Genomic DNA, 21668 nt, shown 5'->3' with positions numbered 1-21668 from the left:
GTTGCCGGACGACGGAAGGAATCCCGATGAGCACACCCGGATCCGGGTACAAGACAACAGACGTGGTCCTCGCCGAGGCGGCCCACGACGTCGAGGGCACCAAGCTCGACCTGCAGGGCATCATCTCCGAGCTGCGCAGTCGCCTCGACGCCCTGAACGGCTCGTGGCAGGGCCGCGGTGGCACCGCGTTCCAGGGTGCGATCCAGGCCTGGCAGCACACCGCTGACCGAGTGGTGGGGGCGATGGACAACTTCCACGCCAGCCTGACCGGCACCGAGGCCACCTACACCGAGACCGAAGACATCGTGGCCAGCGGCCTCAACCGCTACCAAGACGGCAAGCTCTGAGCTGCCGACCCGACGGAGGAGATGAGACATGGGCGAGAACATTGCAGTCGGATACGAGGCACTCGACGGTGCCGCGGCCTACATCAAGAACCGCGCGATCGACATCGAGGAGAAGCTCGACGCGATGGAGCGGCGCATGCTGGGCCGGGCCGACCAGTGGACCGGTGACGCGTCGCTGGCCTTCAACGAGGCGCGCACCGCGTGGGATGCCGCGATGAACGACATGAAGGAGGTGCTCCAGGACGTCGGCCTGACCGTCGGGCTGTCCAACGCCGAGTACCAGGCCGCCGAGGCCCGCAACGCGCGGCGCTTCCGAGGGGCCTGAGCGCGCTCGGAGTCAGGTGCCGGGGCGGACGTTCCGACGACGGTAGGCTGCACCCGCGGCCCGTCCGCGTACGCCGATCAGCCCGCTCCGAGCACAGAACTGGGGAGAGAGGATGTCCCAAGCCGCGACTCCCGCGAGCACGTCCGGCCTGGTCCGGGTCACGGTCGCCTCCGGCACCCGCCGCGTCGACCTGGTGCTGCCCGGGTCCATCCCGGTGGCCGAGCTCGTGCCCGAGCTGGCCCGCAGCGTGGGACTCCTCGACTCCTCGACCGTGCACGGCGGCTACCGCGTCGTCACCGGTGACGGTCGCGAGCTGGTCAACGACGCCGGCCTGACCATGCAGGGTGTCGAGGACGGCGGCCTGCTGACCGTCGCGGCCGGTGTCGACGATGCGCCGCCACGGGTCTACGACGACGTGGTCGAGGCGATGGCCGATGCCGTCGAACGCGACCTCGAGCCGTGGCAGCCCGCAGCCGGTCGGCGGACCGCCCTGGTGGCCTCGGCCCTGCTGCTCGCCGTCGGCGGCCTCGCCGTCCTGATGCAACGGGGCTCCGACGTCGCCACCGCCGCGGCCGGCATCATCTCCGTGCTCCTCGTGGTCGGCGCGATCGTGCTCAGCCACGCGCAGCGCGAACGTGAGGCCGCGGTCTGCCTGGCCTGGATGGGTGCGGCGTACGGCGCCGTGTTGGGCCTGATGCTGGTGCCCGACGCGAGCCTGCTCGGCACGCCGCTGGCAGCGGCCGGTCTCGGTGCCCTGGTCGCCGGAGGCGTCGCCCTGGTCGGCCTGGCCGAGGGGCGCGCCCTGGTCATCCCGACCGTCGTGGTGGGCAGCGTGTTCGCGGTGGTGGGGCTCGTCTCCGAGGCCGCCGACCTCGACCCCGCGAAGGCGTTCACGATCGTGCTCACCCTGGTCGTGATGGCCGGCAGTGTGCTGCCGTGGCTGGCCCTCGGTGTCACCCGCACCCGTGTGCAGCAGCTCTACTCCGAGGCCGACATCACCCGCGACCCCACCTCGATCGACCCCGAGACGGTGCGCGACGACGCCCGGCTCGGCCACGAGATCCTGCTCGCCGTCACCGCGGCGGTCGGGGCACTCCTCGTGCTGTGTGCCCCGCTGGCCGTCTCGCTCGGCCTCGCCGGCACGCTGCTCGCCGTGGCAGCGTCCGCCGTGGTCATGCTGCGCACCCGCCAGTACCTCTCCGGCACCGAGGTGCTCGCCGGGCTGGTCGCCGGCACCCTCGGCCTGGTCTCGACCGCTGCGGCGACGCTGGTGCTGCACCCCGACTGGCGAGCGACCGAGGCCGTGGTGCTTGCCGCCGGTGCCGCCGTACCCCTGGCCAGCACGCTGGTCCCGTCGTCGGCATCGGTGCGCCGTGGCCGACTGGGCGACCTGGCCGAGGTTGCTGCGCTGCTGTCGTTGATCCCCCTGCTGGTCCTGGCCAGCGGCCTGTTCGAGCAGCTGCGCGGGTGATGCGCGGTGTCCACCAAGCGTGACCTGGTCGAGGCACACGCCTTCAGCCGCCGGCGCCTCGTCACCGCCTTCGTCAGCGGCGCCCCGGGTGGGCGCGAGGTCGAACCGGTCCGCCAGTCCCGGGTGGTGATCGGCGGACTGGCCCTCGGCGTCCTGCTGGTCGCCGGCGCCGCACTGGCCGCCATCCTGGGCGGCGGCCGCTCGCCGTCCGACTGGCTCGACCCCGGCGTGGTGATCTCCAAGGAGGAGGGCAGTCGCTACGTCGTCCTCACCGAGGGCGGGGACCTCCACCCGGTCCTGAACCCGGTCTCCGCCAAGCTGCTGATCGGCGACTCCGAGCCCAAGGTGGTCCGGCAGGAGCTGATCAACGACCAGCCGCTGGCCGCCCAGATCGGCATCTACGGTGCCCCCGACGGAGTGCCCGACCCCGACTTCCTGCGCTCGACCAACTGGACCGCGTGCACCACTCCCGAGGCGGCCAGCCAGCTGCACATCGGCGACCACCCCACCGCGACCCCGACGCCGGGCGAGGCGATGGTGGCCGTCGTGCGCACCGGCAGGTCCCGCGAGACCCTCTATCTCGTGGCGCCCTCGGCGGAGGCAGAGAACGGCTACTTCCGTTATGAGCTCGGCGCCCGCTCGGTGGCCGGCCCGTTGCTCGGCGACCTCGGTCTGGTCGGTGCCGAGTTCGCGGTCTCGACCCGCTGGATCAACCTGTTCCCCGAGGCCCCGGCCCTGACCCGGGCCAGCTTCGGGCTCCCGTCCGGTTCGCCCCGGATCACCTACGACGTCGGGGCCGGGGCGCGCAGGCTGAAGGTCGGCGACCTGGCCCGCAACCCCAGCTCTGGCCAGGTGTACCTCCTCGGCCCCGACGAGCCGTTGCTGCTCACCGAGTTCTCCGAACGGGTCTACGGTGCAGTGTCCGATGTCGGCGAGCCCGCGGACGTCGAGGGACTCTCCGGGGCGACCCCCGACGACCTGGCCGACTGGCCGGCCACGCTGCCCACCCCGCTCCAGGCCGACGAGGCGTGTGCGCTGCTCGAGTCCGATGCCGGAGAACCGGCCCGGGTCCTGCTGGCCAGCGATCCCTCCGAGGACGAGAGCGCCGAGGCACTCGACCCCGGCATGGAGAACGTGTCGGTCGAGCCGTCCTACGGCGCCTACGTCAACGTCGGCCAGTTCGGTGACGCCACCGGCGGGTCGCCCGTGCTGATCGACATGAACGCCACCCGCTACCGCCTCGGCGGTGAGGCGGGGCTGGCGGCGAAGATGTTCGGGTACGCCGACTACGACCCGCCCACGGTCCCCGATGCGTGGACCGAGGGGTTCGACTGCGGCCCGGAGCTGTCACAGGAGGCGGCCCGACGGGCTCCGGATCCCCGCGGCATGGCGCGATGCGACGGCTGAGCCTGCTCGCCACGGCACTGCTCGCGTCGTCCGTGGTGCTCGCGCCCGTGCCGGCGTACGCCGACAGCACGGTGTGCACCACGTCGCCCCCGGGCGACGACGCGCGCTCCACCGACGTCAGCCCGCGTGACGACGAGGAGAACGCCGCCCTCCGGTCGCTGCGCCTCGACGACGTGCACGAACTGGCCACCGGCGCCGGCGTCGGTGTCGCGGTCATCGACTCCGGCGTGCAGTCCGGCACGGACCTGGTGGCCCGCGAAGGCGCGTCCTTCGCAGGCAAGGGTGCGGTCAAGGACGGGCACGGCACGATCGTGGCCGGCCTGATCGTCGGACGCGGCGACGCCACCGGCCTGGCGCCCGACGCCGACATCGTCTCGGTGCGGGTCAGCTCCTCCGAGCCCGAGCCCGACGACCCCCGGTCCGGGTCGGTGTCGCCCGACGCCGTCGCCTCGGCGATCGAGTGGGTGGTGGCCCACCCCGGCAACGTCCGGGTGATCAACCTGTCGCTCGGCTTCACGTCCCCACACCCCGCGATCACGTCCGCGGTCGACAAGGCGGTCGATGCGGGCTTCGTCGTCGTGGCCGCGGCCGGCAACCGACCTACGGTCGACGGCGACACGCAGACGGACGAGGGCGAGCCGGGCTCGGCCCCCGACGAGGTGCTGTTCCCGGCGAGTCTCGACGAGGTGATCGCGGTGACCGCCCGCGACGCGAGCCTCGCGATGACCGCCGAGTCGCTGCTGACCGGGCCGGAGATCGACGTCTCGGCGCCCGTGGTCGGCCTGCGGTCGGTGATGCTCGACGGCATCGTCTGCGACATCTCCGAGACCGCGTCGAGCTGGGCGGCCGCCGAGGTGTCGGGTCTGGCGGCGCTGATCCTGCAACGCGACCCCGACCTCACTCCGGCCCAGGTCAAGACCCGCATCGAGGTCACCGCGCAGGGCGGCTACCGCGACAGTGCCCTCGACGGGCACGGCATGATCCAGCCGCACGAGGCGCTGACCGCCGTGCTCGACGTCGCGGCCGACGGATCCCTTCGCGGTGCCGGCGACCGTGAGCGGCTGGCGTACCAGGCCCCGCGGCCGCGGGCACAGCACGACGACTTCGCCGAGGGACGCGATCGCGTGCTGTGGTGGGGGATCGGCGCCGGCGGACTGCTGGGGCTGGCCCTGCTGCTGCGCCCGTTGACCGCCCGCCGCCCCTGACCCGCGCCTCACCCCGCATGTAACGCGCCGTCCATGACACTTCGCTCCCGACCGGCAGGGGGCAAAGTGTCAACAGGGGCGCACAAGTGCAAGAACGCCCGGACTGCGAGCAGTCCGGGCGTCCAGGTGGCGGAGGTAGGGGGATTCGAACCCCCGAGGGCGTTAACCCAACCCGCTTTCCAAGCGAGCGCCATAGGCCACTAGGCGATACCTCCGCGGAGGAGATTACCGGTGACTCACGATGGGGAGAAATCCGGCCGACGTGTGCGGCCGCTTTGGCCCTCGCGGAGGCGCTGACCTAGACTCTCCGCAACCCCCCGCGTGGCGGCATCTCGCTGAACTCCCCCAGGGCCGGAAGGCAGCAAGGGCAGGTGAGCTCTGTCGGGTGCGCGGGGGGCCTTTTCGTTCCCGGGCCCGCCCCGACTCGTCGACGCCGCCTATCCTCACCGGATGGACTTCCGACGACGCGGCCTCTCGCTCCTGCTCGTCGGAGCGCTCGGCTTGGCGCTGTCGTCCTGCTCGGACGACGGTGACGCCTCGTCGGAGTCGCCCACCGGCTCTGCTCGGGCGTCGAGCACGCCGCCGCCGGACGCCGTACGCACCGAGGACCTGCCCGCCACGACGGCACCCACGGAGAACCTCGTGCCGAGCGACCTCGCCTCGATCGTCGACGACTACAACGCCAAGGCCAAGCGTCGCCTCGACCACCTGCGCGGGGCCGACGTCAGCTGGCCGCAGTGTCCTGAGGGCGTCGGCATCCCCGAGAAGCGCGGGCAGGGCCAGCCGATGCCGCTCGAGACCGCGCAGTTCGTCATCATCGGCCTCACCAACAGCCCGTCGTTCACCCGCAACCCGTGCCTGGCCGACCAGGTCGCCTGGGTCCGGGACCGCAAGCTGCTCGCGGCGGCGTACGCGATCGTCAGCTACCCCGACGCAGCCACCCTCGAGAAGCTCTCTGACGAGGGGCCGTACGACGGCAGCACCCGCCTCGGCGCCCTGAAGAACGTCGGGTACCAGTCCGCGCTGTTCAACCTCGTCACGATGTCCGACGCCGGCCTCGAGAGCCCGATCGTGTGGCTCGACGTGGAGCCGGTGCCGCTCTTCGAGTGGAGCAACGACAAGCAGGCCAACGCGGCAGTCGTCGAAGGAGCAGTGCGCGGGTACGGCGACCGCGGGGTGCGCGTCGGCTTCTACTCACTTCCGTCGATGTGGAGCAGGATCGTCGGTGACCTGGCCTTCGACGCTCCCGAGTGGCGGCCCGCAGGGATCACCTCGGAGTCCGCCGCACGCGCCCGGTGCGGGGCGGAATGGTCCTTCCAGGGCGGCGACGCGGTGTTCGGGCAATGGGTCCAGGACAGCCGCGACGTCAACGTGACCTGCCCCGGCGTACGCCTCCAACCCGACCGCTGGTTCCACAAGTTCTGACCCCGGACCGAGCCGGCCGAGCAGTCCGCCTTTCGGCTGTCGGGGCAGGTGGTTAGGGTTCACAACGTGGAAGCACCCCTCGCCCTCTATCGCCGCTACCGGCCCGAGACGTTCGCCGAGGTCATCGGCCAGGAGCACGTCACCGAGCCGCTGCGCGCTGCCCTCGCGAACAACCGGGTCAACCACGCCTATCTGTTCTCCGGTCCACGGGGGTGCGGCAAGACCACGTCGGCACGCATCCTGGCCCGCGCACTGAACTGCGAGAAGGCCCCGATCGCCGACCCGTGCGGCGAGTGCGACTCGTGTCGCGACCTGGCTCGCGGTGGCCCCGGGTCCATCGACGTGATCGAGATCGACGCCGCCTCCCACGGTGGTGTCGACGACGCCCGTGACCTGCGCGAGAAGGCGTTCTTCGCCCCGGTGAAGAGCCGCTACAAGGTCTACATCATCGACGAGGCCCACATGGTCTCCCCGCAGGGCTTCAACGCCCTGCTGAAGCTGGTCGAGGAGCCGCCGCCCCACCTGCGGTTCATCTTCGCCACCACCGAGCCCGAGAAGGTCATCCCGACCATCCGCTCGCGCACCCACCACTACCCGTTCCGGCTGATCCCGCCGCGCCTGCTCTCGGCGTACCTCGGCGAGCTCTGCGAGAAGGAGGGTGTCTCGATCGAGCCCGCCGCGCTGCCGCTGGTCGTGCGCGCCGGCGCCGGGTCGGCTCGAGACACCATGTCGGTGCTCGACCAGCTGCTCGGCGGCGCCGGGCCCGAGGGTGTCACCCACGCGCTGGCCACCGGCCTGCTCGGCTACACGCCCGACTCCCTGCTCGACGAGGTGATCGACGCCTTCTCCGCCGGTGACGGTGCCTCCGTCTTCGGCGTCGTCGACAAGGTGATCGAGACCGGCCAGGACCCGCGCCGATTCACCGAGGACCTCCTGCGCCGGCTGCGCGACCTGGTGATCATCGCGGCGGTGCCCGACGCGTCCACGACCGGCCTGATCGACGTCCCCGAGGACGCCGCCGAGCGCCTCACCGCCCAGGCCAGCCGGTACGGCGTCGCGGGGCTCAGCCGGGCGGCCGACCTGTTCGCCACCGGCCTGACCGAGATGCGCGGCGCCACCGCGCCCCGACTCCTGCTCGAGCTGATCTGCGCCCGCGTGCTGCTGCCCGGGGCCGACCACTCGACCGACGGGCTCATGGCGCGACTCGACCGTCTCGAGCGGCGCGTCGACATCACGGGTGGCGTGCCTGCCGGTCCTGCGCCCGTGCAGTCCTCCGGGGCTTCCGGCGATGCGCCTGCCGCGCGCGCCGCGACGCCGCAGCCGGCCTCCGGGGCTCCCGGCGAAGCAGCCGCCGCCGCCAACATCGCGACGACCCAGCCGGCCACTCCGCCGTCCGGCCCTGCGGCCCGCGACCAGCAGCGGGCGCCTGTCCTTTCCGAGCCCACGCCTGAGACTTCCGCGCCGGCGCCGGCAGCGTCGGCTCCCGTCGTGCCGGAGCCGACCCCCGAATCCGTTGCCCCGGCCGCTCCGTCTGTGGCGCCCGAGCCCGCTGCGCCGGAGCCCGCTGCGCCGGAGCCCGCTGCGCCCGAGCCGCCTTCGGCCGCGCCGGCGGCGCCGAGCGGCGGGCTCAGCCTGGGTGACGTACGCCGGCTGTGGCCCGACGTCGTCGAGGCGGCCAAGCTCAAGCGGCGCGTCACCTGGATCCACCTCACTCAGAACTCGCAGGTCGTGGCGGTCGACGGCAAGACGCTGACGCTCGGGTTCACCAACTCCGGTGCCCGGGAGTCGTTCGTCAACGGTGGCAGCGACGAGATCGTCCGCCAGGCGGCGATCGACGTGATCGGCACCGACTGGCGCATCGAGGCGATCGTCGACCCGGGTGCCCAGGCGCAGGGGGCAGGGCCAGCCGCCCCACAGGCCCCGTCGCGCACGGACCCCGCGCCCGAGCAGCAGCAGGCAGCCAGTCAGCCGCAGGGCGACCCGTTCGGTGGCGACGCGGCGCAGGCAGCACCGGATGCGCCGCCGCCGTGGGCCGACCCGTCGACGCCGGTGCCCGAAGCCGGCCCGCCCCCGGAGGCCGCGGAGGCCCCGACAGCCGAGGCCGTGTCCCCGAGCGCGGTGGCAGCCGCCCGGGAGGCCATCCAGCCGACCCGTTCGGGTGCCGCGGAGCCCAAGGCCGCACCCGACCACGGGGCCGCGGACGCCGACGTCAGCCGCGACGACCCCGACATCGACAGCTCCGGGCTGTCGGCCGCCGAGCTCCTCCAGCGAGAGCTCGGCGCGAAGATCATCCAAGAGATCAAGAACGACTGAGGCGAGAGGCACGACGATGACCGAGAACCCGTTCGGATCCGAGCAGTTCGGCCAAGGTGGCTTCGACATGAACGCGCTGCTCCAGCAGGCCCAGCAGATGCAGGAGCAGCTGATGAGCGCGCAGGCCCGCCTGGGCGAGACCGAGGTCGAGGGCACGGTCGCCGGGGGAGCGGTCACCGTGAAGCTCAGCGGCACCGGTGACCTGCTCGGTGTCGCCATCACCGCCGGCAACTTCGCGGGCGACGACGCCGACGACCTCACCGACCTGGGCGACCTCATCGTGGCCGCCTGGCGCGACGCGAAGGCGAAGGCCGACGCGCTGGCCGCCGAGACCCTCGGCCCGCTGGCCGGCGGCGGCATGGGCGGCGCCGGTGGTGGCGGGGACTCCCTGCCCGGCTTGGGGTTCTGAGTTGTACGAAGGAATCGTCCAGGACCTGATCGACGAGCTCGGTCAGCTCCCCGGAGTGGGCCCGAAGAGCGCCCAGCGCATCGCGTTCCACCTGCTGCAGGCCGACCCGGTCGACGTACGCCGCCTCGCCGACGTGCTGATCCAGGTCAAGGCGAAGGTGAAGTTCTGCTCGGTCTGCTTCAACGTCTCCGAGGACGACCAGTGCCGCATCTGCCGCGACCCGCGACGTGACCCGTCGGTGCTGTGCGTGGTCGAGGAGTACAAAGACGTCGTCGCCATCGAGCGCACCCGTGAGTTCCGGGGCCGCTACCACGTGCTCGGCGGGGCGATCTCGCCGATCGACGGCATCGGGCCTGAGCAGCTGCGCATCCGTGAGCTCATGGTGCGACTGGCCGACGGCACGGTCACCGAGGTCATTCTCGCGACCGATCCGAACCTCGAGGGCGAGGCCACTGCGACGTTCCTCACCCGCAATCTCAAGCCGATGGGGTTGCGCGTGACGCGTTTGGCGAGTGGACTGCCTGTGGGCGGAGATCTCGAGTACGCCGACGAGGTGACACTCGGGCGGGCCTTCGCCGGGAGGAGATCAGCCGATGACTGACCAGACCGTGGACCCCCAGCTGGAGGAGTTCGCCCAACAGATTTCCGACCAGGTCGAGAGCTTCCTGGTCGCACTGCAGGCCATCACCCGTGACGCCGACGGCAGCCGGGCGATCTCGCTCCTGCTGCTCGAGGTGTCCCAGGTGCTTCTGGCCGGCGCGCGACTCGGCGTGCAGTCCGACTTCACGCCGGCCGAGGAGTTCCAGCCCGACGCCGGGCCCGACCCCGACCTCGACGGCATGCGGCTGCGCCTGGCCCGCATGCTCGACGGCGTCGACATGTACGCCGAGGTCTTCGACACCTACGGCGAGCCTGAGATCGTCACCTCGATGCTCTCCGACGACCTCACCAGCGTCGCCTCGTCGCTGGCCCACGGCCTGCGGCACTACAAGGCCGGCCGGGTCGACGAAGCCCTCTGGTGGTGGCAGTTCTCCTACGTCTCGACGTGGGGCAGCGAGGCCTCCGGCGTACTCCGCGCGCTGCAGTCGATCGTGACGCACGACCGGCTCGACATCGACTTCGAGATCGAGCAGGAGCAGGTCGCCGCCGCTGATGAGATGCTGGAAGGTGCCGAGCCCGAGCCCCGGTAGAATTCAGGCAGCGTGGCCGAGCAGCGTCGCCGGCCCAGTTGTGTCATCACACCGTGAGGAAGATTTCGTGGGCATTGTCGTGCAGAAGTACGGCGGCTCCTCCGTGGCTGACGCGGCCGGCATCAAGCGGGTCGCCCAGCGCATCGTCGCCACCCGCAAGGCCGGCAACGATGTTGTCGTCGTGGTCTCCGCCATGGGCGACAGCACCGATGAGCTGCGAGACCTGGCCGAACAGGTCACCCCGTTGCCGCCCCCGCGCGAGCTCGACATGCTGCTGACCGCTGGTGAGCGCATCTCGATGGCGTTGGTGGCGATGGCGATCGCGCAGCTGGGCCACAAGGCGCAGTCGTTCACCGGCTCGCAGGCCGGGGTCATCACCGACTCCGCGCACGGCAAGGCCAAGATCATCGACATCACGCCCGGACGCATCGAGAACGCCATCAAGAGCGGCGCGATCGCGATCGTGGCCGGCTTCCAGGGCGTCTCGCAGGACACCAAGGACATCACCACGCTCGGACGCGGCGCCTCCGACACCACCGCCGTCGCGCTGGCCGCGGCGCTGGGTGCCGACGTGTGCGAGATCTACAGCGACGTCGACGGCGTCTTCACCGCCGACCCGCGCATCGTCCCGGCGGCTCGCAAGCTCGACCGCGTCTCCACCGAGGAGATGCTCGAGATGGCCGCCTCCGGCGCCAAGATCCTCCACCTGCGGTGCGTGGAGTACGCCCGCCGCTACAACATGCCGATCCACGTCCGGTCCTCCTTCTCCGAGAAGGAAGGCACCTGGATCATTCCCGACATCGAAGGCGAGACCCCCATGGAACAGGCGATCATTTCCGGCGTCGCCCACGATCGAAGCGAAGCCAAGATCACCATCGTCGGTGTCCCCGACAAGGTGGGCGAGGCGGCTCGCATCTTCGAGACCCTGGCCGAGGCCGAGGTCAACCTCGACATGGTCGTCCAGAACGTCTCGGCCGCCGCGACGGTCCGCACCGACATCTCCTTCACCCTGCCCCGCGAGGACGGCCAGGCCGCGATGAGCGCGCTGGCCCGCATCCAGGGCGAGGTCGGCTACGAGGAGCTGCTGTACGACGACCAGATCGGCAAGGTCTCGCTGATCGGCGCCGGCATGCGCTCGCACCCGGGCATCACCGCGAAGTTCTTCGCGTCGCTGGCGACCGCGGGCGTCAACATCGAGATGATCTCCACCTCCGAGATCCGCATCTCCGTGATCGTCGACGAGGCCCAGGTCGACACCGCCGTACAAGCCACGCACACCGCCTTCGACCTCGACTCCGAAGAGGTCGAGGCCGTCGTCTACGGAGGAACCGGCCGATGACTTCACCCCACGCCTCCCGCCCCGTGCGTCTCGGCATCGTCGGCGCCACCGGCCAGGTCGGTGACGCCATGCGTCGCATCCTCGCCGAGCGCGACTTCCCGCTCGAGTCGATCCGGTTCCTCGCCTCGGCCCGCTCGGCCGGCACCACGCTGCCGTGGGGCGACGGCGAGATCACCGTCGAGGACGCCTCGACCGCCGACATCTCCGACCTCGACATCGCGATCTTCTCCGCCGGCGGCTCGACGTCGAAGGCGCTGGCCCCGAAGTACGCCGAGGCCGGCGTGATCGTGGTCGACAACTCGTCGGCCTGGCGGATGGACCCCGACGTACCGCTCGTGGTCTCCGAGGTGAACCCGGAGGCGATCGGCGAGGCCCGCAAGGGCATCATCGCCAACCCGAACTGCACCACGATGGCCGCAATGCCCGTGCTCAAGCCGTTGCACGAGGAGGCCGGGCTCCAGCGGCTCATCGTCTCGACCTACCAGGCCGTCTCCGGCTCCGGTCTCGCCGGCGTCGAGGAGCTGGCCGGGCAGGTCGAGGCCGCCGGCGACGCCCGCAGCCTGGCCACCGACGGTTCGTCGGTGGAGTTCCCCGAGCCGGTGAAGTACGCCCGCACCATCGCCTACAACGTGGTCGCGCTGGCCGGCTCGATCGTCGACGACGGGCTGAACGAGACCGACGAGGAGCAGAAGCTCCGCAACGAGTCCCGCAAGATCCTCGGCCTGCCCGACCTGCGGGTCTCGGGCATCTGCGTGCGGGTGCCGGTCTTCTCCGGCCACTCGCTGGCGATCAACGCCGAGTTCGAGCGGCCGCTGCCGGTCAAGCGCGCCGAGGAGCTCCTCGCCGACGCCCCCGGCGTCGAGCTGTCCGAGATCCCGAACCCGCTCGAGGCCGCCGGCCAGGACCCGTCGTACGTCGGGCGCCTGCGCAACGACCCCGGCGTCGACGACGAGCGTGGCCTGGCGTTGTTCATCAGCAACGACAACCTGCGCAAGGGTGCCGCCCTGAACGCCGTGCAGATCGCCGAACTGGTCGCCGCCACCCTCTGATCGCTCCGCGGCCAGCTGCCCCGCGCCCTGCCCCGTGTAACGCGGGGTTACGGTCGCTCCACACGCGTTGTGACGCGTGGGGAGCGACCACAGCACCGCACAAGTCGCGCGGCTACTCCGGTGTGCCGTGGTCCTCGATGAACAGCGAGGTCAGCCACTGCGAGACCACGAAGGTGACCACCGCGACGGCCGGGATGACCACGACCATCCACGGCGAGAAGATCACCCGGATCAGGAACAGCAGCGCGATCACGGCGACGAGGCCGACGGCCAGGAAGCTGGTGCTGCCGGGGTCGGCGACCTTCCATGCGCCGAGCAGGGCGCTGCCGATCACCACGAGCAGGATCATGATCGCGATCAGCAGGAAGAAGCCGGGCGTGCCACAGCTGCTGGTGCCCTTGACCGCCTCGCAGCCCTGGACGGCCAGGTAGGTCATCGCGACGGCGAGGGCACCGATCACCAGGCCGGTGATCGCTGCGGCGACCCGTCCCGGAAGTGCCGGCAGGGTGAACGTACGCCGCTCGCGGGGCGCGCGACGCCTGGCCGCAACAGCTGATTCGTCCTCGTCGTCTTCGTCGTCCGTGAGGTCCTCGTCCGTGACGTCGCCAGCGGGTTCGGGCGACGGCATGGCGGCGGCCGGCTCGGTCACCTCGTCGGTGAAGAGCGGCCGGTCGTCGATGTCGTCGTCCGCTGCTGGTGCCTGGGCAGGAGCAGCCGGCTCGGCCGTTGGTGCCGGTGCAGCTGTTGCGGGCGACTCCTGCACGGGTGGGGCCGGCTGCGGGTCGACCGTGTCGAGGTCGTCGAGCACCGCGGTGTGGGACGTGTCGTCCGCGTCCGGCGTACTGCCCAGGACGACGGTGGGCTCCGCGTCCGGTTCAGTGGGGGTCTCGGTGACGGTGGTCTCGGGCGCGGTGGCGTCGACAACGGCCGGCGCGGGTGACTCCGGCTCAGCGACGGCTTCCGCGACCGGTTCCTCGGCCACCTCGGGCGTCTCCGTGACGGGCTCCGGGGACTCGTCCGCGGGCGTCGCACTGTCCGCGGGGGGCTCGCTCGCCTCCGAAGGCTTCCGGCCGCGTACGACGGCGTCCAGCTCCTCCTGGGTCGGCGTGAGCGAGTCGTCCGGCGCAGGCTCCTGCTTGCCCTTCTTGCGCCGGAAGAGATTGCCGAGTGAGGGCATCTCCAGTGAGGGGCCGTCCCCAAGATCCTTGTCAGCCATGGAGCGCAGTCTGCCAGAGGTGCAACGTGTCCTACCTGGCATCCGGGTGTTGGGCGTACAGGTGTGCACCGGAGCAGGTTCGTCTTGTGCGCCTCTGTTGACGCTGTGCACCCGGCCGGCAGGGTGCACAGCGTCATGGACAGCGCGTTACACGACGGAGAGGGTCGGAAATGCGTGATGGCCGGACCATGGAGGTCCGGCCATCTACAGGGTCGGGCTGACAGGATTTGAACCTGCGGCCTCTTCGTCCCGAACGAAGCGCGCTACCAAGCTGCGCCACAGCCCGATCGCGGAACGTGCCCGCGAACGGACGCGAGCATACCCGAGGGCAACCGGCCCCCTGAAATCGGTGCCCGGGGACGAGACCGATGTACCGAAGAACGGGCAATCCGCCGGAATGGAGCGGGCCGTCGGGCGTGCGCGGCGTGCGCCGAGCGCGTTGTGCCCGTTCTTCGGCACGGCCCTACGGAACTGGCGACAGGTCGACCCGAACTGGCGACAGGTCGACCCGAACTGGCGACAGGTCGACCGGAACTGGCGACAGGTCGATCAGTTCTCGCGACAGGTCAGGGTGAGGAGGGTGGCCTCGGGGCGACAGGCGAAGCGGATCCGCGTGTAGGGGTTGGTGCCCACACCGGCCGAGACGTGCAGCCAGGCCGAGCCCGGATCACCGGGCGCCGACTCCGCCGGGTGCCGGTGCAGGCCCTTGGCACGGGCGTTGTCGAGGTCGCAGTTGGTGGTCAGTGCACCATTGAACGGCAGGCACACCTGCCCGCCGTGCGTGTGGCCGGCGATGATCGCGTCGTACCCGTCGGCGGCGAACTGGTCGAGCACCCGCAGGTACGGAGCGTGCGCAACCGCCAGGCGTACGTCGGCCCCCGCTGGTGCCGGTCCGGACACGGCCGGGAGGTCGTCGTACGAGAGGTGGGGGTCGTCGACACCGGCGAAGGCGAGCGCGGTGTCGCCGATGGTGAGCGAGCCGGTCGTGTTCGTCAGACCCGTCCAGCCGGCCTCCTCGAAGCCCCGCTGCAGGTCCTTCCACGGCAACTGGGGCGAGTCGACGGCGCGAGTGCCGTCGTCGGGCATGAGGTACCTGAACGGGTTGCGCGGAGCCGGCTCGAAGTAGTCGTTGGACCCGAAGACGTAGACGCCCGGCGCCTCGAGGAGCGGTTCGAGCGTGGAGAGCACCACGGGTACGGCGTCACGGTGGGCCAGGTTGTCACCGGTGTTGATCACCAGATCGGGCTGGAGCGCGGCCAGCCGGCGTACCCAGTCCTGCTTGCGTGACTGGTCAGGGGTCATGTGGATGTCGGAGAGGTGCAGCACCCGCAGCGACCGTTGCCCGGCCGGAAGGATCGGCAGCTCCACCCGCCGGAGCGTGTAGGCACGGGCCTCCGTGGCGGCGTACCCGAGCGTGGCGACGCCGGCGAGCACGCCGAGGCCGAGAATGCGGGTGAACGACATCCCTCAAGGCTGCCACAATGGTCCTCATGAGTGCTCTCAAGGACCGCATGCGCAGTGACCTGACCACGGCCATCAAGGCCCGGGACGAGGTGCGCTCCTCCACTCTCCGGATGCTGCTCACCGCGATCACGAACGCCGAGGTGGCCGGCAAGACCCAGGTGGAGCTGTCCGACGACGACATCATCGGCGTGCTGTCCACCGAGGCCAAGAAGCGGCGCGAGGCCGCAACCGCCTTCGACGACGGCGGCCGGGCCGAGATGGCCGACAAGGAGCGGGCCGAACTCGTGGTGATCGGCGACTACCTGCCGGCCCAGCTGAGCGAGTCCGAGATCGCCGACCTCGTCACCGCCGCCGTCGAGAAGACCGGCGCCGCCGGCGAGGGCATGCGCGCGATGGGCAAGGTCATGGGCATCGTCTCGCCGCAGGTGAAGGGCAAGGCGGACGGCGGCCTGGTGGCGGCCGAGGTACGCCGCCAGCTCGGCGCCTGAGTTCCACGCGGGCGCCGTGTCGCTCGCGTCAGTGAGTCAGCGGCCGCGTCCGCGCCCGGGCTTCTTCTTTTTCTTCTTGGGCGGGTCCTGCTTCGGCGGGACGTACGGCGAGCCGTCGGAGACGTAGATCGTCACCACGTCGCCGGAGGACTGCTGGCCACCCGACCCGGGGTCGGTGTAGGCGACGGTGCCCTGGTTGTAGCTGGAGTCGACCTGGCCGCTGGCCACGATCACCTTGAAACCGAGGTCCTCGAGAGTGGCCTTGGCGTCGTCGACGTTCATGCCACCGGTCGGCGGGATGTCGACGAGCACACCGGAGATCTCGGTCGAGGACGGCGGGGTGAACGTCTCGTCGTCGAGCCACTGCTCGATGACGTGCATGGCGTCGCCCCACATGGGGCCGGCCGTGCCGGAGCCCGAGGCCGAGTAGAGGGTGCTGCCGCCGATGGTCTTGCCGATCAGGGAGTCGGGGCCGCCGTCCTCCTTGACCCCGGCGATCATCGACGCACCGGCCAGGTTGGGCGTGTAGCCGACGAACCACACCGAGTTGGCACTGTTCGTCGTACCGGTCTTGCCGGCCGACTGCTGGCCGAGGGCGAGACCGTTGATGGCACCGAAGCCGTCGCCTTCCTGCACGCCGCGCAGGACGTCGTTGACGGCGTCGGCGACCGCGCTGGGCAGCACCTGCGTGCACTTGCGCGGGTAGTCCTTGAGCAGGGTGCCGTTGGCGTCCTCGATCTTGGTGACCGGTCGCGCGTCGCAGTGCAGGCCGCGGGCGGCGAACGTCGCGTAGGCCTCGGCCATCTCGAGCGGGGTGGCGTCGGCAACGCCGAGCGTGAAGGTCGGCACTCGCTCGGCCGAACCGGAGCTGCTGTCGACCGGGTTGGTCAGGTTGACGCCCATCTGCTTGGCCAGGCGGTACGGCGTGCAGATGCCGGTGAGCTGTTCAAGGGCCATGTAGAAGGTGTTCACGGACTCGCGCGTGCCGGTGTAGAGGTTCTTCGGACCGGAGGTCGTGGAGTTCGGGATGGAGAAGCTGCCGTAGCCGTAGGGCTGGCCGTCACAGTTCTTGTAGTCGGCCTCCTGGAACGTGCGTTCCTTGGGCGAGTCGATCGTGGTGTTGAGGGAGATCTTCTGCCGGATCGCATCGGCGAGCACGAACGCCTTGAACGTCGAGCCGGCCTGGAAGCCCCGGGCGCCGCCCTCTTCCTTGGGCACCGCATAGTTGATGGACGTCTCGCCCATCTTCTCCTTGAGCCCCAGGGGCCTGGACTGGGAGATCGCCTTGACGTTGCCGGTCCGGGGCTGGATCAGGGCCAGGGACCCGATGGCCGACTCGTTCTGGCGCACGTGGTTGCGCACCGACGCGTCGGCGGCGTCCTGGAACCGGAGGTCGAGGGACGTGCGGATGGTCAGGCCGCCCGACTTCAGCAGGGTGAGGCGGTCCTCGGGGGTCTTGCCCAACGCGGGGTCACGCGTGAGGTAGTTGACCACGTAGTCGCAGTAGATCGGTGCCCGCGCCAGCAGGCAGCCGTTGCGGCTGGACGTGATCTTGAGACGCAGGCCCTGGGACTTGATCTTTTCGGCCCGCTCCTCGCTGATCACCTTCAGCTGGGCCATGCGGTCGAGCACGACGTTGCGACGCGAGAGCGCCTTGTCGGGGAACGTGATCGGGTCGTAGCCGACCGGGTTCTTCACCAGCCCGGCCAGGGTGGCCGCCTCGCGGAGGTTCAGCTTGCGGGCGTCCTTGCTGAAGTAGTGCTTGGCCGCCGCCTGTACGCCGTACACGCCGTCACCGAAGTAGGCGATGTTGAGGTAGCGCTCGAGGATCCAGTCCTTGGAGTAGTTCTCCTCGAAGGCGATCGCGTAGCGCAGCTCGCGCAGCTTGCGGGCGATCGTCTCGGCCTGGGCGGCCTTGCGCTCGTCGTCGTCCTTGGCCTGGCTGATCAGGGTCAGCTTGACCATCTGCTGGGTGATCGAGGAGCCACCCTGGCGGGTCGAGCCCGAGGCCTGGTTGGTGATGAACGCGCGCAGCGTGCCCTTCACGTCGAGGGCGCCGTGCTGGTAGAAGCGGTAGTCCTCGATCGAGACGATCGCCTGGCGCATGACCTTGGCCATCTGGCGCAGCGGCACGTTCACCCGGTTCTCGTCGTACAGGGTGGCGATCGTGGTGCCGTCGCTGGCGAGGATGCGGGACGACTGGGCCAGCGCCTCGGTCTCGAGCTCGTCGGGCAGCTCCTGCAGGGAGTCCGAGACGTTGCCCGCGGTGAGCCCGGCGACCGCGGCGAACGGGATGGCCAGCCCGGCGGCGACGACTCCCAGGATCACCGAGACAGCGAGCATCGAGCCGAGGTGGGAGAGCACGGAAACCGGGCGGGAGCGGCCGTCATCGGGGGCGGACATGCACCTCAGGATACGTGACAGGGCCATATCACCCGCATTGGTGCGGGTTGGCGACTAGTCCTTTCTGACTAGACGAAGTGGCCAACTCGTGTCTGTTTCAACCACCGATCATTGCCTACCTTTACTTGTGGGGATTGGCCCGTGGTGAGTTTCAGATTGGAGCTCATCCATCTCGGTTTGGATGTGGGGACATCATGTGGGTTGAAGACTGGGCGCCGGCAGCGGCGTGTCGACAGGCGCAGCCGGACGAACTCTTCGTCCGTGGTGCGGAGCAGAACAAGGCCAAGCAGGTCTGCGCGGGTTGTCCCGTGCGCACCGAGTGCCTGGCCGAAGCGCTGGACAACCAGATCGAGTGGGGTGTGTGGGGAGGCATGACCGAGCGCGAGCGCCGGGCACTGCTTCGTCGTAGCCCCGCCGCGTCCTGGCGCAGCGTGCTGGAAGCCGCCAAGGCCGGCCACTCGGGCGCACTCGTCTGAGCGACTGGCCACTGGGGTCGACCCGGTCCTGACTGACTACTTCGGACGTCAGGCCGCCGGGCCGGCCAGCAGCGAGCCGATTCGACGGAGCCCGTCGAGGTCGTGCACGTCGGTGGCCAGTGCCGGGACGACCGTCGTGGCGACCCTGGGGTTGGCCGCGGCGAACCTGGCCCGCAACCCGGTCTCACGCTCGACGATCCGCACCCGGTCGGCGTGCAGCCGCAACAGGCCTGCCGTGACCTCGGCCCCGCCGTCACGCCTGGCGAGCCGCTCGACGGCGGCCATCGCCTCGTCGGCGCTGAGCTCGCTCTCCGGCCTGATGCCGGCCCGGTTGACCACCAACCCGGCGAGCGGCATGTTCTCCCCGCTGAGCCGGTCGACGAAGTACGCCGCCTCGCGCAGCGCGTCGGGCTCCGGAGCCGCGATGACAAGGAACGCCGTACCTTCGGCCTGCAGCAGCTCATAGGTCTTCTGGGCCCGCTGGCGGAAGCCGCCGAAGAGGGTGTCGAACGCCGCGACGAACATCTGGAGGTCCTGGAGCACGGTCGCCCCGAGGATCTTGGTCAACGCGTTCGTGATCAACCCGAAGCCGGCGGTCATGATGCGTGCCGGGCCCCGCGCCGGCGCCAGCAGCAGCCGGATGAACTTGCCGTCGAGGAAGCTGCTCAGCCGCTCGGGAGCGTCGAGGAAGTCCAGCGCCGAACGCGACGGGGGCGTGTCGACGACGATCAGGTCGTAGGCCCCCGACTGCTTCGCGTCGCGGTAGAGCTGCCCGAGCTTCTCCATCGCCATGTATTCCTGGGTGCCCGCGAACGAGCTGGACAACGCGATGTAGAAGGGGTTCTCCAGGATCTGCTTCGCCTTCTCGGGGCTGGCCTGGCTCTCGACCACCTCGTCGAAGGTCCGCTTCATGTCGAGCATCATCGCGTCGAGCGACCCGGTGCCCTCGGCGACGCCGGCCACCGGCCGGGGCGTGTTGTCGAGGGCCTCGATGCCCATCGACTGCGCCAGCCGTCGGGCCGGGTCGATGGTGAGTACGACGACCTTGCGGCCACGCTCGGCCGCCCGCAGTGCGAGGGATGCCGAGGTGGTGGTCTTGCCTACCCCGCCGGACCCGCAGCACACGATGATCTCGGTGGCCGGGTTGTCGAGCAGTGCGTCGATGTCGAGGGTCGGGGCGACCTCGCCCGTCGAGGCCAGCGGGCCGACCCGGGTGCGTTGCCGGCTCATGCCATCCCTTGCTCTCGCAGCGTCGCGGCCAGTTGGTAGAGGCCGCCCATGTCGACTCCTGACGGGAGTCGGGGCAGCTCGTAGATGGGGACGCCGATCTCATGGACCAGGGCCCGTTGGCTCTCCTCGAGGGCGCGCCGCTCGGCGTGGTCGTGGGCCTCGGTGAGCAGCCCGTCGACGAGCACCTTGTCGACCTCGACGCCGGCCGAGCGGAGGTCCGCCTCGATGCCGTCACGGTCGAGGGTGCCGTTGCGGGCCGCGTCGAGCTGCTCCGCGCTGAGGTCGCGTGGCCGGACCAGGTTCACGATCACCCCGCCGACGGGGAGCTTGGCCTGATGCAGCTCGCCCACGCCGTCGGCGGTCTCCTGGACCGGCATCTCCTCGAGCACGGTGACCAGGTGGATGGCGGTGCGGGGAGAGCGGAAGAGCGTCATCACGGTGTCGGCCTGCTTCTTGATCGGCCCGGCCTTGGCCAGCCCGGCCAGCTCGCCGTTGACGTTGAGGAACTGGGCGATCCGGCCGGTCGGAGGAGCGTCGAGCACGATCGCGTCGTACTGCTGGCCGGCCTTGCTGGAGGTGCCCTTCTTGCGGCCGTCCTTGGCGGCCTCGAAGACCTTGCCGGTGAGCAGTACGTCGCGTACGCCGGGGGCGACCGTGGTGGCGAAGTCGATGACGCCGAAGCGGTCGAGCGCCCGCCCGGCACGACCGAGCTTGTAGTACATCGCGAGGTATTCGAGCAGCGCGGACTCGGCGTCGATGTGCAGGGCGTAGACCTCGCCGGCGCTGCCCTCGGAACCGGGGAGCCCCGACGCGATCCGGCGCTCCTCGTAGGGCAGGGGCGAGACGTCGAACATCTGGGCGATGCCTTGGCGACCCTCGACCTCGCAGAGCAGCACGCTCTTGCCACGGCTGGCCAGGGCAAGAGCCAGTGCAGCGGCGACCGTCGACTTGCCGGTTCCGCCCTTGCCGGTGACGACGTGCAGCTGGACCTTCGGCCAGTCGGTGGTGCTCACGGGACGAGAGCCTAACCGGGCGGTCGGACTACTGGGAACGGAACCGGCGGATGCGACGCGACAGGTCATGGGCCTCCTGGAGCAGGAGCCGGCCGAGCTCGGGACGCCGGTCGTCGGCGAACCGGTGGTCGATCCCGGTCAGGCTCAGCGCCCACTGGGGTGACTCGTCGGAGTCGAAGACCGCGGCACCTATGCCCCAGCTGCCGCGCACGATCAGCCCGGGGTTGAACGCGTAGCCCTGGCGCTGCGTCTCGGCGATGCGTTGCTCCACCGCCTTGCGGGCGTGGGTGGCGCCGTACCGCTCGGTGAGGTCGTGGTCGTCGAGGTAGTCGGTGATCTCCCGCTCCGGCAGGTAGGACAGGATCACCTGGCCGGCCGAGGCGACGCCGAGCGGGAACCGGATGCCCTCGTGCAGCACGTGGGAGCGGATCGGGAAGCTGCCGTCCTCGCGGACCAGGCAGATCGTCTCGTCGCCGCGCCGGGCCGAGAAGAACGCGCTCTCGCCGGTGGCCTCGCTCAGCCTGCGCAGGCTGGCGCCGGCCAGGTGGCTGACGTCGTAGCGTGCGGCCGCGGCGCTGCCGAGCAGGAACGTCTCGGGCCCGAGCTGCCACAGGCCGGCCGGCGTCCGGTCGACCAGACCCTCCTGCTGCAGCGCGACCAGCAACCGGTGGGCGGTCGGCCGAGCGAGATCGGCGGCGACCCCCGCAGCGGTCGTCGTGACACCGTCGGGCTCGTGCTGGGAGACCGCACGCAGCACCCGCCCGATGCGCGCGACCACCTGGTGTGAGGCCTGCATGGGACGACGATACTGCGCGTTCACCCAGTGAACGCATCCGCTCGAATGTGTGCGTCGTACGAGAGATCCGCGTCCATCTCCCGACCGGACGTTGACGCCGTC

The 21668-nt window shown here is 70.5% G+C and carries 20 protein-coding genes, 2 tRNA genes and 1 other RNA gene; 15 read left to right on the top strand and 8 right to left on the bottom strand.

Features of this window, described 5'->3' with window-relative positions:
- Positions 1 to 26 precede the first annotated feature (26 nt).
- The 5 genes from ASD66_RS24695 to ASD66_RS06505 all read left to right on the top strand — a co-directional run bounded on the left by ASD66_RS24695 (position 27) and on the right by ASD66_RS06505 (position 4755).
- Positions 27 to 347, top strand: coding sequence for a WXG100 family type VII secretion target (locus ASD66_RS24695; RefSeq protein ID WP_162254251.1), 321 nt, complete (start codon positions 27 to 29; stop codon positions 345 to 347).
- A 28-nt stretch (positions 348 to 375) separates the two neighbouring features.
- A complete protein-coding gene (locus ASD66_RS06520) occupies positions 376 to 672 on the top strand; it encodes a WXG100 family type VII secretion target (RefSeq protein WP_056890345.1) in 297 nt (98 codons plus the stop codon).
- A gap of 112 nt (positions 673 to 784) precedes the next feature.
- A complete protein-coding gene (eccD, locus tag ASD66_RS06515) occupies positions 785 to 2143 on the top strand; it encodes a type VII secretion integral membrane protein EccD (RefSeq protein WP_056890344.1) in 1359 nt (452 codons plus the stop codon).
- A gap of 6 nt (positions 2144 to 2149) precedes the next feature.
- The gene (locus ASD66_RS06510; RefSeq protein ID WP_056890343.1) at positions 2150 to 3550 is read left to right on the top strand and encodes a type VII secretion protein EccB; all 1401 of its coding nucleotides are present in this window, start codon (positions 2150 to 2152) and stop codon (positions 3548 to 3550) included.
- The gene (locus tag ASD66_RS06505) at positions 3538 to 4755 is read left to right on the top strand and encodes a S8 family serine peptidase (protein ID WP_056890342.1); all 1218 of its coding nucleotides are present in this window, start codon (positions 3538 to 3540) and stop codon (positions 4753 to 4755) included. Before ASD66_RS06510 ends, ASD66_RS06505 begins: the two co-directional genes overlap by 13 nt.
- 127 nt (positions 4756 to 4882) lie before the next feature.
- On the opposite strand, the gene ASD66_RS06500 is transcribed toward ASD66_RS06505, so the two are convergent.
- A tRNA-Ser gene (locus tag ASD66_RS06500) sits at positions 4883 to 4970 on the bottom strand.
- Between the two features lie 96 nt (positions 4971 to 5066).
- Between ASD66_RS06500 and ffs the strand changes: the two genes are divergently transcribed.
- From ffs to ASD66_RS06465, 8 genes are all read left to right on the top strand, one after another.
- An RNA gene (ffs, locus tag ASD66_RS24095) (signal recognition particle sRNA small type) lies at positions 5067 to 5157 on the top strand.
- A 48-nt stretch (positions 5158 to 5205) separates the two neighbouring features.
- Positions 5206 to 6180: a hypothetical protein gene (locus tag ASD66_RS06495; protein WP_056679736.1), complete on the top strand. Its 975-nt coding sequence runs from the start codon at positions 5206 to 5208 to the stop codon at positions 6178 to 6180.
- Between the two features lie 36 nt (positions 6181 to 6216).
- Entirely contained in the window at positions 6217 to 8493 is a 2277-nt protein-coding gene (locus tag ASD66_RS06490) for a DNA polymerase III subunit gamma and tau (protein ID WP_414858566.1), read from the top strand.
- A 16-nt stretch (positions 8494 to 8509) separates the two neighbouring features.
- Positions 8510 to 8902 carry a YbaB/EbfC family nucleoid-associated protein gene (locus tag ASD66_RS06485; RefSeq protein WP_056679742.1) on the top strand — a complete coding sequence of 131 codons (393 nt, stop codon included), beginning with the start codon at positions 8510 to 8512 and terminating at the stop codon, positions 8900 to 8902.
- Position 8903: 1 nt separating this feature from the next.
- Entirely contained in the window at positions 8904 to 9503 is a 600-nt protein-coding gene (gene recR, locus ASD66_RS06480; protein WP_056679745.1) for a recombination mediator RecR, read from the top strand.
- Complete coding sequence (locus ASD66_RS06475; RefSeq protein WP_056679748.1) at positions 9496 to 10092, top strand: DUF5063 domain-containing protein; 597 nt, start codon at positions 9496 to 9498, stop codon at positions 10090 to 10092. Before recR ends, ASD66_RS06475 begins: the two co-directional genes overlap by 8 nt.
- 67 nt (positions 10093 to 10159) lie before the next feature.
- Positions 10160 to 11431 (top strand): aspartate kinase, encoded by a 1272-nt coding sequence (locus tag ASD66_RS06470; RefSeq protein ID WP_056679751.1) that lies wholly within the window; start codon positions 10160 to 10162, stop codon positions 11429 to 11431.
- On the top strand, positions 11428 to 12480 hold the full coding sequence (locus ASD66_RS06465) for an aspartate-semialdehyde dehydrogenase (RefSeq protein WP_082563678.1): 1053 nt from the start codon (positions 11428 to 11430) through the stop codon (positions 12478 to 12480). The genes ASD66_RS06470 and ASD66_RS06465 overlap by 4 nt, the downstream gene beginning before the upstream one ends.
- Positions 12481 to 12592: 112 nt before the next feature.
- Here the strand turns inward: ASD66_RS06465 and ASD66_RS06460 are convergent, their stop codons facing one another.
- From ASD66_RS06460 to ASD66_RS06450, 3 genes are all read right to left on the bottom strand, one after another.
- Positions 12593 to 13696, bottom strand: coding sequence for a hypothetical protein (locus ASD66_RS06460; protein ID WP_156388555.1), 1104 nt, complete (start codon positions 13694 to 13696; stop codon positions 12593 to 12595).
- A 212-nt stretch (positions 13697 to 13908) separates the two neighbouring features.
- Positions 13909 to 13982, bottom strand: a tRNA-Pro gene (locus ASD66_RS06455).
- Between the two features lie 263 nt (positions 13983 to 14245).
- Positions 14246 to 15160, bottom strand: coding sequence for a metallophosphoesterase (locus ASD66_RS06450; RefSeq protein ID WP_056890340.1), 915 nt, complete (start codon positions 15158 to 15160; stop codon positions 14246 to 14248).
- Positions 15161 to 15186: 26 nt separating this feature from the next.
- Here ASD66_RS06450 and ASD66_RS06445 point away from each other — a divergent pair, with 26 nt between their 5' ends.
- Positions 15187 to 15648, top strand: coding sequence for a GatB/YqeY domain-containing protein (locus ASD66_RS06445; RefSeq protein ID WP_056679929.1), 462 nt, complete (start codon positions 15187 to 15189; stop codon positions 15646 to 15648).
- A 36-nt stretch (positions 15649 to 15684) separates the two neighbouring features.
- On the opposite strand, the gene ASD66_RS06440 is transcribed toward ASD66_RS06445, so the two are convergent.
- The gene (locus ASD66_RS06440; protein ID WP_156388554.1) at positions 15685 to 18051 is read right to left on the bottom strand and encodes a penicillin-binding protein; all 2367 of its coding nucleotides are present in this window, start codon (positions 18049 to 18051) and stop codon (positions 15685 to 15687) included.
- Between the two features lie 194 nt (positions 18052 to 18245).
- Here ASD66_RS06440 and ASD66_RS06435 point away from each other — a divergent pair, with 194 nt between their 5' ends.
- The gene (locus ASD66_RS06435; RefSeq protein ID WP_200949888.1) at positions 18246 to 18527 is read left to right on the top strand and encodes a WhiB family transcriptional regulator; all 282 of its coding nucleotides are present in this window, start codon (positions 18246 to 18248) and stop codon (positions 18525 to 18527) included.
- A 48-nt stretch (positions 18528 to 18575) separates the two neighbouring features.
- Here the strand turns inward: ASD66_RS06435 and ASD66_RS06430 are convergent, their stop codons facing one another.
- Genes ASD66_RS06430 through ASD66_RS06420 form a run of 3 tightly spaced genes read right to left on the bottom strand, consistent with a single transcriptional unit; the run spans position 18576 to position 21566 of the window.
- On the bottom strand, positions 18576 to 19757 hold the full coding sequence (locus ASD66_RS06430) for an ArsA family ATPase (RefSeq protein ID WP_056890339.1): 1182 nt from the start codon (positions 19755 to 19757) through the stop codon (positions 18576 to 18578).
- Positions 19754 to 20770 (bottom strand): ArsA-related P-loop ATPase, encoded by a 1017-nt coding sequence (locus ASD66_RS06425; protein ID WP_056679765.1) that lies wholly within the window; start codon positions 20768 to 20770, stop codon positions 19754 to 19756. The genes ASD66_RS06430 and ASD66_RS06425 overlap by 4 nt, the downstream gene beginning before the upstream one ends.
- Positions 20771 to 20798: 28 nt before the next feature.
- A complete protein-coding gene (locus ASD66_RS06420; RefSeq protein WP_056890338.1) occupies positions 20799 to 21566 on the bottom strand; it encodes an IclR family transcriptional regulator in 768 nt (255 codons plus the stop codon).
- Positions 21567 to 21668 lie beyond the last annotated feature (102 nt).

This window comes from Nocardioides sp. Root151 (genome assembly GCF_001427925.1).
In the GTDB taxonomy this organism is placed as follows: Bacteria; Actinomycetota; Actinomycetes; order Propionibacteriales; family Nocardioidaceae; genus Nocardioides.
This window is presented reverse-complemented; position numbering and strand designations above follow the sequence as displayed.

Coding starts and splice junctions, on each gene's coding strand:
- ASD66_RS06450 (WP_056890340.1), bottom strand. CDS start 15,160: ATGTCGTTCACCCGCATTCTCGGCCTCGGCGTGCTCGCCGGCGTCGCC.
- ASD66_RS06430 (WP_056890339.1), bottom strand. CDS start 19,757: ATGAGCCGGCAACGCACCCGGGTCGGCCCGCTGGCCTCGACGGGCGAG.
- ASD66_RS06440 (WP_156388554.1), bottom strand. CDS start 18,051: ATGTCCGCCCCCGATGACGGCCGCTCCCGCCCGGTTTCCGTGCTCTCC.
- ASD66_RS06505 (WP_056890342.1), top strand. CDS start 3,538: ATGCGACGGCTGAGCCTGCTCGCCACGGCACTGCTCGCGTCGTCCGTG.
- ASD66_RS06495 (WP_056679736.1), top strand. CDS start 5,206: ATGGACTTCCGACGACGCGGCCTCTCGCTCCTGCTCGTCGGAGCGCTC.
- ASD66_RS24695 (WP_162254251.1), top strand. CDS start 27: ATGAGCACACCCGGATCCGGGTACAAGACAACAGACGTGGTCCTCGCC.
- ASD66_RS06485 (WP_056679742.1), top strand. CDS start 8,510: ATGACCGAGAACCCGTTCGGATCCGAGCAGTTCGGCCAAGGTGGCTTC.
- eccD (WP_056890344.1), top strand. CDS start 785: ATGTCCCAAGCCGCGACTCCCGCGAGCACGTCCGGCCTGGTCCGGGTC.
- ASD66_RS06435 (WP_200949888.1), top strand. CDS start 18,246: ATGTGGGTTGAAGACTGGGCGCCGGCAGCGGCGTGTCGACAGGCGCAG.
- ASD66_RS06520 (WP_056890345.1), top strand. CDS start 376: ATGGGCGAGAACATTGCAGTCGGATACGAGGCACTCGACGGTGCCGCG.
- ASD66_RS06475 (WP_056679748.1), top strand. CDS start 9,496: ATGACTGACCAGACCGTGGACCCCCAGCTGGAGGAGTTCGCCCAACAG.
- ASD66_RS06465 (WP_082563678.1), top strand. CDS start 11,428: ATGACTTCACCCCACGCCTCCCGCCCCGTGCGTCTCGGCATCGTCGGC.
- ASD66_RS06445 (WP_056679929.1), top strand. CDS start 15,187: ATGAGTGCTCTCAAGGACCGCATGCGCAGTGACCTGACCACGGCCATC.
- ASD66_RS06460 (WP_156388555.1), bottom strand. CDS start 13,696: ATGGCTGACAAGGATCTTGGGGACGGCCCCTCACTGGAGATGCCCTCA.
- ASD66_RS06420 (WP_056890338.1), bottom strand. CDS start 21,566: ATGCAGGCCTCACACCAGGTGGTCGCGCGCATCGGGCGGGTGCTGCGT.